General features: G+C 47.0%; 8 protein-coding genes. 1 reads left to right on the forward strand and 7 read right to left on the reverse strand.

Annotated features, from left to right (window positions below; all coding sequences use genetic code 11):
* The 7 genes from fmdA to ACKFKF_RS02110 all read right to left on the reverse strand — a co-directional run bounded on the left by fmdA (nt 1) and on the right by ACKFKF_RS02110 (nt 12,413).
* Nucleotides 1-1,209, reverse strand: a complete 1,209-nt coding sequence (fmdA, locus tag ACKFKF_RS02080; protein WP_446858452.1) for a formamidase — start codon at nt 1,207-1,209, stop codon at nt 1-3.
* Between the two features lie 824 nt (nt 1,210-2,033).
* The gene (locus ACKFKF_RS02085; protein ID WP_446866155.1) at nt 2,034-3,044 is read right to left on the reverse strand and encodes an alpha/beta fold hydrolase; all 1,011 of its coding nucleotides are present in this window, start codon (nt 3,042-3,044) and stop codon (nt 2,034-2,036) included.
* A gap of 203 nt (nt 3,045-3,247) precedes the next feature.
* Entirely contained in the window at nt 3,248-4,336 is a 1,089-nt protein-coding gene (locus ACKFKF_RS02090; protein WP_446866156.1) for an aliphatic amidase, read from the reverse strand.
* Between the two features lie 357 nt (nt 4,337-4,693).
* Nucleotides 4,694-5,899, reverse strand: a complete 1,206-nt coding sequence (locus ACKFKF_RS02095; protein ID WP_446866157.1) for a MarR family transcriptional regulator — start codon at nt 5,897-5,899, stop codon at nt 4,694-4,696.
* A 193-nt stretch (nt 5,900-6,092) separates the two neighbouring features.
* The gene (locus ACKFKF_RS02100; RefSeq protein ID WP_446866158.1) at nt 6,093-8,885 is read right to left on the reverse strand and encodes an ATP-binding protein; all 2,793 of its coding nucleotides are present in this window, start codon (nt 8,883-8,885) and stop codon (nt 6,093-6,095) included.
* Between the two features lie 222 nt (nt 8,886-9,107).
* On the reverse strand, nt 9,108-10,709 hold the full coding sequence (locus ACKFKF_RS02105; RefSeq protein ID WP_446866160.1) for a gluconokinase: 1,602 nt from the start codon (nt 10,707-10,709) through the stop codon (nt 9,108-9,110).
* Nucleotides 10,710-10,802: 93 nt separating this feature from the next.
* Nucleotides 10,803-12,413 (reverse strand): DUF3352 domain-containing protein, encoded by a 1,611-nt coding sequence (locus tag ACKFKF_RS02110; RefSeq protein WP_446866161.1) that lies wholly within the window; start codon nt 12,411-12,413, stop codon nt 10,803-10,805.
* 441 nt (nt 12,414-12,854) lie between these two features.
* Between ACKFKF_RS02110 and ACKFKF_RS02115 the strand changes: the two genes are divergently transcribed.
* Nucleotides 12,855-13,280: a hypothetical protein gene (locus ACKFKF_RS02115; RefSeq protein WP_446866162.1), complete on the forward strand. Its 426-nt coding sequence runs from the start codon at nt 12,855-12,857 to the stop codon at nt 13,278-13,280.
* Nucleotide 13,281 lies beyond the last annotated feature (1 nt).

A 13,281-nucleotide genomic window follows, 5' to 3' on the forward strand; every position in this document is an offset into this window, starting at 1 on the left:
TTAGACCGGAAGAATGTTTTGATCGAAGATCGCAGTGGGAATCGCCAGAGTACAGCAAGCATTTGGAATATCTACAATCCCGCTTACTCGACCTTCAACAGGCGCACAGCTTAGAAGTAGATAAGCCTGCTCTCCGGTAAACCCAAACTTTTTGAGATACTCGATCGCATTCAAACAAGCTCGACGATAGGCAATATGCACATCCATAAAGTACTGTTTGCCCGAAAACTCATCGACTGAGATTCCTTCAAACACCAGGTACTCTGAGTAGTTTGGCTCAACTGGGCCCGGCTTAAAGATCGGATTCACCATCGCGTACTTTTCCATGCCGCCTTTGATGATGTCTACATGCAGATCAATAAAGCCAGACATCTCGATCGCGCCACAAAATGAGATCTCGCCATCTCCCTGTGAAAAGTGAATGTCACCCATTGATAGCTTTGCACCTTCCACATACACTGGGAAGTAAATGCGCGTGCCTCTCGACAAGTTTTTGATATCGCAGTTGCCGCCATGTTCTCGCGGAGGGACGGTACGGGCCGCTTCGGCTGCGACGCGATCGTACTCCGACTTGTCTAAGGTGCCTAAAATCGCGTTTGTCGGGTTGGGCAATGCTGCCAAAACAGGAACGCCATCCAGGTTGATCCCGGCTCCATAGGTGCGGCGATCGGGCTGGCTGGTCATCAGTTCGGTTTCTCGCTTGTTCCACTTGGCGAGTAGCTCATGAGAAGGGGCACAGCCAATCAGCCCAGGGTGAGTAATCCCCGCAAACTTAACCCCAGGAATGTGGCGAGACGTGGTGTAAATTCCTTGAAAGTCCCAGATTGCCTTGGCGGGAGCCGGGAAATGATCGGTTAAGAAGCCGCCGCCATTCTTCTGGTCAAAGATGCCCGTAAAGCCCCATTCATCTCCTTGCAGAGCGCCAATGTCTACGAGATCGACCACTAAAATATCTCCTGGTTCAGCCCCGTTGACCCAAATTGGCCCACTCAACACATGCACCACGGTCAAATCAACATCTCGAACATCGTCGGGACTATCGTTGTCTTTGATTTGTCCATCTGTCCAGTCTTTGCATTCAATCCGAAATACATCGCCTGGATTGACCGAAACAACGGCTGGAATGTCTGGATGCCAGCGATTGTGTCCCGGTAGATCTTGCTGATCCATCGGCTTGGTCAGGTCAACTTTGAACAGCGTTTTAGGCATTAGCCTCTCCTCAATTTTAGAAGCGTCTACGGTAATGAGAAAACTCCAAATTTACTAGACGGTAAATGGGCGACCTCTCTCACGAATTTGCCCTTATGTCTAGTCAAATGATTGATGATTAGAGTAACTTGAAACGGATCAACAAGTCGCAAAATGCGTCGCAAAATACACAGTGAAACTTTGAATCTGAGGAAGGGTGACACTTACCTGAGTGTGGGTCAGCGGTTAAAACCTTTAAAAACTCGTACTCTGCCATCCAATACCAGTTTTGACCCTAAAAGTGCCATTTGCTAAGGAACGATTTATGCTTACTGTGCTGCATTCGCTAATTGCTTGATCTCTCAAGATTCTAGAGATAGAAGAACTAGAGTTTTGTGCTCAAGTATACAGTTCATTATAAATTAGTTGACTTTAATGGAGTGAATGATTAAGCGATTAATTACTAAGCAACAGCAAGGCTACTCAAGGGTTTGACTTTGCACTCGCACAATGAGGTTCAGCGTTTCACTGGATGTCTCCACTACTTCAGGCAGGTTGTCTTTTATCACAGTAGGGGGGCCGTCGCGCGATAAAGTTGCCCGGTTAGGCTAAGAATTGAATAGTATCTAGAAGCCTTAGAAGATAGTCAGATTTTGGAGCTTTTACCGACTAACTAAAGGCGGGAATGTTTAGAACAAAGCATATTACTAACTTATAAGAAACCTGTAAGAAACTTGTAAGAAATTGCTGCAAAAAGTTATGTAGTAAGCCTAATTCTACGCAATGTGCATTTGGGCGTTTTTGAGCTAATCTACTGGGAGCAATTCTGCAACCTCTCGTAGGTTCTAGCGGGCAAGTAGCGTTTTGAGCGCATTATCAATAAATTGAGTATCCACTAAATTTACACCGCCGCCTGCAAAGTGTCCCCACACTGACTTAATGGCGCAGAACTCGGCATTGGGCATAAACTTTACTTCATACTCATTATCTTCGGGCGGGAAGTAGAGATCCATCTCGGCAGGCATGACGATCGCTTTTGCCTTAATCGCTCCGAGTGCTTTCTCAAAGTCACCGTCAAAGCCAGGAGTATTGCCAATATTGCCGTTTTGCCAAGTCCACAGCATGGTCAGTAGATTATTGGCATCTTTTTTGAGAAAAAATCCTTCCCAAAATTCCACCAAAAAGTCTTCTAGCGACGAGTAGCCTTCTTGCAGATAGACCTTCTCGCGGTAAAACGCCTGAGATAGCCCCCAGCCTGCATAGACTCGTCCCACGGCTCGAAGTCCAGTTGTCGGTGGCTCATCATACCAACCGCCCTGATAGGCAGCGTCGGCTTGTAGGGCAGCCTTGACACCTTCTAGAAAAACAATATTGTGCAAACTCGTCTTTGCAGACCCGCAGAAGGGCAAAATTCGTTCAACCATCTCTGGATAGCTGACAGCCCACTGATAGGTTTGTCCTGCGCCCATCGACCAGCCGACAACCAGCGCAATCTTCTCAATGCCAAATTGTTTGGTGACTAGCTGATGTTGAGCGCGAACATTGTCGTAGAAGGTGACATTGGGAAATCGAGCTTTGTTGTAAGGCTGAGGCGTGTTGCTGGGCGAGGAAGATAGCCCGTTGCCAATCATGTTGGGAATGATGATGAAATACGTCTGAGGATCAAGCGCCATACCTTCCCCGATCAGCCATTCATTATCGTAGTGTTGACCAGAGTACCAGGTTGGGTAGACGATTACATTGCTTTTGTCAGCATTCAGAGTGCCATAGGTTTTGTAGGCAAGCTTTGCGTTTCTCAGCGTTGCCCCTTGCTGAAGCGAGAAGTTCCCTAACTCAAAGATTTCGTAGTCAGACATTTTGAGCAACTCCCATTCTAAAGAATTTGTCCTGCTGATTCACGAGCCTTTGAATTATGGAACTATTTGCGTTCTTCTAACGGTGTCTAAACATATCTAAAGTGCAATCTCGTACCTGTTCAGGTTCTAGAATGTTTCGTTGAGCAGATACTAGATTTCTTCGTCTCCAACCTTTTCTGAAAACGAAGAAATCTCACATTAGACTAGCCGCTGGTTGAAACGGGAACGGTCGCAGTCTGAGGCTTCTCGATCGACACCGTAGGAACCTTTTGAGTGGGTAGACCCTCGATCGGGCATTCTGCCGTACCCACAGTGGGACGAGTCAAGGCTTCTACTTTCTCCTTGGCCTTCTTGGGATCTAAAATCCATTCGCGATAGAACTCATACGGACATTCCGCCATACCCTCAGAGCCATCCCCAGAGTTAAGCATTCCGGTGTAGCCACGGTGCAACAGTTTGAACAGGTGGTTTTGAGACTGAGCATTCTTACGGAAGTCACGAATGGCAAACTTAGACAGCGCAGCGTACTGAATGCCATTTTCTTCTTCGCCACATTCGCCCAAAGTCCGCCCATCAAATCCAACCACGGCTGAGTGCCCAAAGTAGCTATAAACGCCATCAAATCCGGCAGCGTTAGCCACAGCCACATAGACATTGTTCATCCAGGCCATCGCCTTGGAAACCATGATTTGCTGTTCCTTGGCGGGATACATGTAGCCCTGGCAGCGAATAATCAACTCTGCACCCTTCATCACGCAATCACGCCAGATCTCAGCATAGTTGCCGTCATCACAAATGATCAGACTGATCTTCAAGCCTTTGGGCCCGTCTGAAACATAGGTGCAGTTGCCAGGATACCAGCCTTCGATCGGTGTCCAGGGCATGATCTTGCGGTACTTCTGAACAATCTCGCCTTGATCATTCATCAAAATCAGCGTGTTGTAGGGCACTTTGTTGGGGTGATCTTCGTGCCGTTCGCCTGTGAGTGAGAAAACTCCCCAGACTTTGTTTTTGATGCAGGCTTCTGCAAAAATTGCGGTTTCTTCACCAGGAATGCTGGCCGCATTTTCCATCATCTCTTTGGGGTCATACATGATCCCATGAGTGGAATATTCTGGGAAGATCACGAGATCCATTCCTGGTAATCCCACTTTCATCCCATCAATCATTGAAGCGATGTTTTTACAGTTTTCGATGACTTCTGCTTTGGTGTGCAGACGCGGCATTTTATAGTTAACGACTGCAACTCCAACTGCATCATCACTTGAAGAAATATCGCCGTGATAAGACATTCTGACCTCCAATCAATTTCCATTCAGAGTAGTAATCCGTGATCTGAAACTTAGAAGACTAATTAGATAATCTCCCTGCAATCACAAATTTTTGATCTCTAGCAATGCTGGCGATCGCGCTTTGTTAATCAATTTGTTAATCAATGCGATCAATTCGGTGTCACCAATCCATTCATTTCTAATCGGTTCTTGATGACATGCAAGCCATCATAGAGAATGGGACAGATGAATTTTGTATCTGGTTTTACAGTTAATAGTTAATCTCTTAACTATTTTCAGATAGTACAGATTTTTTGACTTATTGGCATAATTCGTCCATAAAATCAACAGTGTGAGGCTGTTTCAGCAATAAAAAAGTTACCGATTTGCCGATTCTTCGCCCAGGATGGTCAGAAATTTTCGTGCCAGTTCGATAAACTTTTGCCGCTCTGCCTGGTCTAGGGTGTCGAGCAGTTTGGAGAGTTGGTAGTGATCTTGGGGCGCAATCCAGTCTAAAAATTGTTGTCCTTTAGCAGTCAGCCTGACCCTGAGCGCCCGACGATCGGAGGGGTGATCATCTCGTTCAACATAGGCTTCTTGCTCCAATCCATCTAGTAGCCCTGTCATCGCCGCCCGTGACACACCACAGTGTTTGGCTAACAGCGAGGGACTCGCGCACAAGTCAGGCTCACCACTGAGATACATCAAAATCGAAAGCTTGGTTTGTGAAAGCCCCAGTTTTGCAGAATGTTCGTCAGTGAGCCGCAGCACAATTCTGGCGATCTGAGTAATCATCGACACTGTAGATAGCGCCCCTGTGTTTGGGTAGTGCAAAATGTCGTGAGTTACTTCCGTCACCAGTTGGCCCAGCGTTTCGATTTTTTCTCGGTGAGGCGAGTTCTTCGAGCTACTTGCAAGGGGTTGCTGATTAGCCTGTAGTTGGTGTAGCGATCGTTCAAGTTGTCCGACTTTTTCGCGCTCTTGCAGTTCACTCGATCGCAGCGCCGCTTCGACTCGCTGATACTCGATGAGATCGAGTTGGAGACGTTGGCCCATTTCTAACATCTGCATCAGGGTTGAGAAAGCTCTCAGGGCAGTCACTACGGTGATCAGCAGCTTTTTGGACGTTAATTCAGTTTTGAGCTTGTAATCATCAATTTCATAATTAACGGCGACAAAGGTTTCGGGAGCCTGACCAGGTTGCCCCGTTCGCAAAATAATTCGCACCGGTCGATTGCCCAACTCTTCGCGGACATACTGCACCACCTGCAATCCAGCATTCTCAGTTTCCATCACTACATCCAAAAAAATGATGGCGATATCGGGGTGCGATCGCATCAACTGTTTGGCTTCTTGAGCCGAATAAGCGCTAATAAACGTGAGGGATTTATTCTCAAAGGTCACATCACTGAGCACTAGCTTTGTGACTTCATGGACTTCAGCTTCATCATCCACAATCAAAATTTTCCAGCTTTTCTCAAGCGGGTTAGTCTCCGTTTCTTCGGCAAACAAAATTTCTTCGTCTGCTTGGGCAAAAATCAGTTCGTCGCTTTGAGAATTAGGAGCTTGAGCGTTGTTTGACATGGACGAGCCTTCTGTAAATCTGCTAGATATTTGAGGACGGCTGTTTGCTTTAGTTAATGTCAATTTGATGACGTTTTTTCGCTTCACTGCTGAGTTCTTCTGCCTCCCAACCCCTCATTCTGAGGACTTTAAGACAAGCGTTCCGGCTTACGAGCATTGGTAGCACGATCGCTAATATCATGGTTCAACGGTTTTAAGGTTTTGGTAGCTTAATGATGAATTTTGCTCCCATAGAAGGTCGGCTCTCACACTGAATTTTTCCACCCAGCTTTTGAGTTACCAGGTTGTAGACAATATGTAATCCCAACCCACTGCCTCCCTGACCGCGTTTTGTGGTGAAAAAGGGTTCAAAGATTTTGCTCAAGTTTTCTAAGGGAATTCCTTGACCGTCATCAGCATACTCAAAAATGATCTGCTCCTCAATCTGCTCGAAGCGTAATGTAATATGTCCTTGTTCTCCGGGCGAGTAAGCGTGAAGTAGAGAATTCATCACCAGGTTAGTCACAATTTGCGAAAATGCCCCCGGATAGCTGTTGAGCGTGAGATGACGATCGCCCTGCACTTCAATTAGATGGGTCGTGGTTTTGACGATCGGACTAAGCTGTAATAAAACTTCTTCTAGATAAGCCCTAAAGTTAAACACCCGCCTCGACTCACTGGATTGATCCACCGCCACCTGCTTAAAACTCTGGATCAATTGCGCTGCTCGATTTAGATTGGTCAACGTCATTTGGCTACTTTGTTGCGCGAGCGCGAGAAACTTCTCTAAGTCCGATCGCTTCATCGTGTTGCGCCTAAAGGAATCTGAAAAAGCAGTCGTTTTCTCAACTAACAATGAGGCCGCCGTCACCCCGATGCCGATCGGCGTATTAATCTCATGAGCAATTCCGGCGACCAGTCCGCCCAGGGCCGCCATTTTCTCAGTCTGAATCAGTTGAGCTTCGGCCTGTTGCAAATTGTACAGGGTTTGTTCAAGCTGTTGGGCTTTTTCTTGAAGTTGGACTTCGGCTAACTGACGCTCTTCGATTTCTTGCTGCAATAAAAGATTTTGCTTGTCGAGTTCTTCTTGGGCAAGTTGCCGACTTTCTTGAGTCAAGACCAGCCACCAGGAGCCAATGCCAATCAGCACAAACAACACAGCCGACACCTCAATCAAGGTCGCAGTTAGCCGCTGGACAGTGAGCTTGTCTAAACCAGAGTTGCTCATCACCTGCTGATAATAGACCACACCCAACATGACTCCTAACAGCGTCGATAAAGAAAAAGACACCGCCAGATACTTCAGCAGCCTGACTTCTAGCTGTGGAGAAAGCTTGTCTCGCAAAAAGCTTCTGACGATCGGAGCCTCTAATTTCTTATCGGGAATCACCGTGGGTTTACAGGCATCGTGACAGCGCATATCAAGGCTGCAACACAAAGAGCAAATGGAGTCCTCATACACCGGACAAAACGCCATATCTTGAGGTTCATATTCCTGCTCACAGATGCAACAATCGATCGTGTGGGTGCAAGTTGAATAAGCATCTTCGCGAGCGATGTAGTACTTTCCTTGAGTGAGCAGCGCGATCGTCGGAGCCAGTACCATCGCCAATCCCAACGCAATAAATGACGCAAACGCCTTAGCAACTAAGCCAAACATTCCTACAAAAGCAGCCATTGAGACGATCGACGCAATCAAAACCGAGCCACACCCGACGGGATTAAAGTTGTAGAGATGCGCCCGCTTAAACTCAATATAAGAAGGACTCAGACCCAAGGGCTTATTGATCACCAGATCAGCCACCAATGCCCCTACCCAAGCGATCGCGACATTCGAGTACAGTCCCAGCACCGCTTCCAAGGTTGAGAAAACGCCTAGCTCCATTAATAGTAGAGCGATCGCGACATTAAAAAAAAGCCAAACAACGCGCCCTGGGTGACTGTGGGTGAGCCGAGAGAAAAAGTTTGACCAGGCCAGCGATCCCGCATAAGCATTCGTGACATTGATCTTGATCTGAGACAAAATTACGAAAAAAATCGTGACGGCCAAAGCAACCTCTGGATTTGAGAAGACCGACTCAAACGCGACTGAATACATCTGAGTGGGCTGTTTGGCTTGAACAAAACTCACCCCATGTCCGATCGCCAACGCTGCTAAAAACGCCCCACCTAACTGCTTTGCACAGCCCAAAAAGATCCAGCCCGGCCCCGCCAAGACCACCGCTAACCACCACTGACCGCGATTATTTTCTTGTTTGTCGGGCAAAAATCGTAAGTAATCTACCTGCTCGCCAATTTGCACAATCAAAGAAAAACAAACCGTTGCCGCAGTGCCAAACAAAAGCGGATCAAACGCCGCCCCACTGCTCGACTGTCCCGCAAAACGCATCCAACTAGACAGCGCATCCGGCTGTTTGTAGAGAATGCATCCATAAGGTAACAGGATCAGCGTCAACCAGAGTGGCTGAGTCCAGAGATGCAATTGATTAATGACAGTCACCCCAAAAAAGACCAGGGGAATAATCGCTAAAGAACAAACGACATAGCCGATCGCCAACGGCAGATGAAAATATAGCTCCAAGGCCTGGGCCATGATCACCGCCTCGATCGCAAAGAAGATAAACGTAAACGAGGCATAGATTAAGGAAGTAATCGTCGAGCCAATATAACCAAAGCCCGCCCCCCGCGTCAGCAGATCCATATCAATATTGTATTTGGCCGCATAGTAGGCGATCGGCAACCCCGTCAAAAAGATGATCAGCCCAACCGCCATAATCGCCCAAACAGAATTGGCAAACCCATAGTTAATCGAGAGAGAACCGCCGATCGCTTCTAGGGCTAAAAATGACAGCCCTCCCGTTGCGGTATTAGTCACGAGCCACTCTGACCACTTTCTAAAAGATTTGGGAGCAAACCGGAGCGCATAATCTTCTAGCGTTTCTGCGGCGACCCAAGCATTGTAGTCACGCCTGTCTTTAACAATCTTGAAGCTGGGATGGATTGGCATAAGACTGAGTTCTCGGTCACGCTGGGATAGTAGGGCTTCAACCGTAGTTCTTCAACCGTAGGGCTTCAACAGAGAGCGATCGTGGATGCATCACTTTAACTTTAATCAAACGTGAATTCGATGACTTTCGCTGCGATTATTAATTCAGGCAGCCTCCTAAATCTCCGCTAAATAAAAGCCATTGAACTAGAAATCTGGTCTGAAAGTCCCCTAAAGTTGGCGTTAATCAAGATCAAGGGTTGCAAACTCTGGTTCTAGCTGATCATATAGCCGTTGATATCGCTCAAATAATTTGTGATAGCGCTGAGTCTGCTGTAAGTTTGGAGAATGTCGATCGCGAATCCGAATCATTGATCGCACCGCTTCTAATTGGCTAATCTCCTCTACAGCATACATCGCTAAGACGGCTGCCCCAAATCCGCTCGCCTCATAGACTTCTGGGGTCAAAACGTCGAGACCAAACAGGTCAGCCATCATCTGTCGCCAAGCTTGCGATCGCGCAAAGCCGCCCGATGCTAATATCGTTTGACTTGTCTCGGTGAGGTCACTCAAAACAGTCGTAATACTATAAGCTGCAAACAAGATGCCTTCTAGGACAGCCCGGACAAAATGCGATCGCTCATGGTGTAAGGCGACTCCAAAAAAGACCCCTCGTGCTTCTGCGTTCCAGTAGGGCGCACGCTCGCCAGAGAGAAAGGGCAGAAATAGGAGTCCGTCGGCTCCCGCAGGCACCGTCTCAGCTAACTGGATCAACAGATCATAAGCATCTTGATGGTGTTGGGTAGCTTGTGCGATTTCAGGTTGTCCAAAGCGATCGCGAAACCATCGAAGTACAATTCCCCCATTGTTAGAAGGGCCGCCGACAACCCAATGCTGATCGGTCAGAGCATAGCAAAACGTTCGTCCTTGCTGGTCGGTGATGGGTTGAGAAACTACTTTTCGCACAGCGCTACTTGTCCCGATCGTAATGGCAAGCTGATTGGCTGAGATCGCGCCGACTCCCAGATTTGCTAATACGCCATCACTCGCGCCGATGACAACAGGTGTATTAGAATCTAGCCCCATCATTTCAGCAAAGTGAGGTTTAATCCCCTGCAATCGATGAGTTGTAGGAACTAACTCGCTCAGTTGACCAATTTGAATTTGAGCAAGTTCTAAAGCTTCTGTATCCCAGGTTAGTGTCTTGAGATTAAACAACCCCGTAGCAGACGCGATCGAATAATCCACTACATATTGCTCAAACCATTGATATAAAACATACTCTTTGATTGAGATAAACTTGACTGCTTTGTGAAACAAGTCTGGCTCACAGTCTCGCATCCAGATTAACTTGGTCAAAGGTGACATTGGATGAAGTGGCGTTCCTGTTTTTTGGTAGATCTGAAGTCCGATCGGACTTTGTTTTAACTGTTGAGCTTGAACAACACTGCGACTATCGGCCCAGGTAATACTCTGGCTGAGTGGCTGATGATCAGCGCTCATGACAATCAAACTATGCATCGCAGACCCCAATCCCACAGCAGCAATCTCTCGACTAGATAAATTAGTCTGCTGCATGACTGCTTGAATAGACTGCAACACAGCCAAAAAGATCACGTCTGGGTCTTGTTCGGCGAACCGAGGCTGCGGAGAGAGCAAAGGATAGTCTCGGCTAGCAAGACCTTTCATCTCACCAGTTGAAGAAACAACGATCGCTTTTGTACTGGTAGTTCCAATATCAACACCCATAAAGTAAGTCATTGTCCAACCCCTACTAAACAAAACCGCTAATCCTGAATGCCACACTACTTTAACTGTGGATAGTGCAGTTTTACGATTACTCAAAACGATTGCTCAAAACGATTACTCAAAAAGCAAAGGATGCATCAGTTCAAGACCAACACATCCTTTATTACACCACTTTGATCAATTAGAACACTACTGTTTGGGCTTAAAAGCCAGCACCGCTTCAAATTGGCTAGTTGTTTTATCCAGTTGAGTCGTTGTTCCACCGATGCTCTTGATCGAATTTAGAATGGCAGTCGTCTCTGGCTTCATCGTCGAAGTTTGAGAAAGCTGCGTAGCTTTATTAACTAGAGCCATTGTTTTCTCCACATCCATGTAAAAGTAACCGATGTTTTGCTTGGGTAGAGAAGCTGTCACCGCTTTAAAGCTATCGCTGGCTTCTAGGGAAGGACTGGGCTGACTCGACAGGGTAGTGACCAGATCGCCTGTTGCAATAAAAACGGTGTTGTCGTCTAGCCAACCATGACCAAGTATCGTGCCCTGGGGCGCTTTCCATTCAGTGACTTTTTTGCCATTCACGTCTCGTTGAGCGACATTTAGAAATTGACGCTTGGCGATCGTATCCAGCTTACCCAACGTTGTTTCAGCCGTTTTACGATCGCTCGTCTTAAACACCATGACCTGGCCAAATCCCAGTTGGGCCATCATGCCTTGATTGACAGGAGCCATTGCGATCGCAAACTCATCATTCATCCAGCCAAAAATGTCTTTGTCCAGATCAAGACCAATCATTTGACTGTTGCCCCGCATTGCGTCTATTACTTTCTGGCTGTCTGGGTTGTCTTTAGTTTGAGCCACAAACTGACTCCAATAGCCGCTAATATTGGCACCAGAGATGAGCGCAAACGTATCGGCTGGAAACTGACCCACGACCTTGCCCGGAGAGGGCTTAAATTCGATCGCCATTTTTGGATCGACCGTGACCCCTCCCTTAAAGCGCAGCCCCATATCATCTACGCTAACGTTGCCAGCCATCGATTTAACTTGTTTGAGCGATTCCAGAGTAGAGGCACTCATCTGAGTACTAGAATTGCTAGTCATCGCTTGTACCATTGCTGCATAATCCGGGATGTAAAAGCGAGCAAGTACAGCTTCTCCACTACTCTGAGCCAAGAGCGACGCAGCTTCTGGTTTAGTCGCAAAAGAGGCGCTACCCTGAGCAGACTCGATCGCCTGTTCGATCGAAGGCTTACTCGACGAGACGATGAGGTATGAGTTGTTAAGAACTGCTGCGTAGCCGGGTTTTTTGCCTTTTTCACTGACAAATTCGCTAACATTGACTCCTTTGTAATCAGTTTCGACGCTCTTAACCTTTGAGTCGCTTTTGAGCTTGTTGGCAAAGTTGAGGGCACTCACTTTATCTTTGATTGCGATCGCGACTACCATATTTGCCTCTTTGGTGCTCGCCCCCGGCATCATCGCAACCATCATGTTGCCCATCCACGGTTTGAGGTCTTTGTCTACGTCCGTATTAGACTGAGTGAGCATTTTTTGCCGAAATTCTTGAAAGCTTTTCTCAAACGCCTGTTGAGCCTCTGGGGTGCCAAACTGCTTGAGCTTTGCCCAATTTTGTTCATCAGTGGAGATAAAAGCCGCCGCATACGCTTCATCAGGAATGACTTTGGCAATTGCGATCGGGGTTGCACTATCTCCCGATGCTTTATTAAAGTAAAAATATCCGGCTACCCCTCCAACCACAGCAGTCGCCGCCACCGCAGGTAAAATCAGCTTCTTTATCGCCATGTTGTTTCCTCAACGTTCTAGATAGTATTACGGCTGGATTGAACTTCACCCTGACACTTGCCGAATTCGGACGGCTGAGTGATTAAGATTAATGCCGCTAGAGTTCCCTATGATTTTGGAGTTAGCACAGAGAGAAACGTTTCGGTATTGATTGATCAGGTGCAAAAGACACCGCAACAATTAACTTCTGTACTAAAAATCTGTACTAAAAGCGGTAGGTATTTCTTCTCTTTTTTATGGAGTTAGGGGAACTTTCAGAATCTCAACCTGTGAGCGAGAAACGTTTTAAGCCGTCGAGATTTGATGAGCGATGAATAACATCACTTTGCGATCGACGGAATCTAAAGCTAACCTTGTTTAAAGACTTTGCGAACTTTGAACGACAGGGGCACTTACTCAAGTATTGTATAGTACATTTGTACAGGTTCAACAAATAGCACTATGGCCTCTACACTCACTGTCTCCGGGAAAGTCATGGGAAAAACTCAACCCATCTTTTCTGACTGGAAACTAACCTTGCCTGAAGTTGAGGGCGCTCTCACCCTACGAAATTTGCTAACTCAAATCGTCTGCGCCGAAGTTGCTGGATTTGAAGCTCGTCAACGTCAGGGTCGCCTGATGCGGGTCGTCAGTCCGGGTCAGATTAGTCTGGGCGTTGAGCAGGGAAAAGTGGATTTGGGTGGCCGTGATCTAGAACAAACTGTGAATCTGGAACGATCGATCGAGACAGCCCTACAAGCGTTTACAGACGGATTGTATTTTGTGTTTCTCGACGAGCAGCAGCAAGAAAATCTAGAGGACGTGGTGAGATTGCAACCTGATTCGCAACTGTTGTTTTTACGGTTAGTTCCGCTAGTAGGCGGGTAGC

The organism is Phormidesmis sp. 146-12 (assembly GCF_052939495.1).

What these genes read in the sequence shown, in the direction of transcription:
- fmdA (WP_446858452.1), bottom strand. Translation starts at nt 1,209, where the DNA reads ATGCCTAAAACGCTGTTCAAAGTTGACCTGACCAAGCCGATGGATCAG.
- ACKFKF_RS02085 (WP_446866155.1), bottom strand. Translation starts at nt 3,044, where the DNA reads ATGTCTGACTACGAAATCTTTGAGTTAGGGAACTTCTCGCTTCAGCAA.
- ACKFKF_RS02090 (WP_446866156.1), bottom strand. Translation starts at nt 4,336, where the DNA reads ATGTCTTATCACGGCGATATTTCTTCAAGTGATGATGCAGTTGGAGTT.
- ACKFKF_RS02095 (WP_446866157.1), bottom strand. Translation starts at nt 5,899, where the DNA reads ATGTCAAACAACGCTCAAGCTCCTAATTCTCAAAGCGACGAACTGATT.
- ACKFKF_RS02100 (WP_446866158.1), bottom strand. Translation starts at nt 8,885, where the DNA reads ATGCCAATCCATCCCAGCTTCAAGATTGTTAAAGACAGGCGTGACTAC.
- ACKFKF_RS02110 (WP_446866161.1), bottom strand. Translation starts at nt 12,413, where the DNA reads ATGGCGATAAAGAAGCTGATTTTACCTGCGGTGGCGGCGACTGCTGTG.
- ACKFKF_RS02115 (WP_446866162.1), top strand. Translation starts at nt 12,855, where the DNA reads ATGGCCTCTACACTCACTGTCTCCGGGAAAGTCATGGGAAAAACTCAA.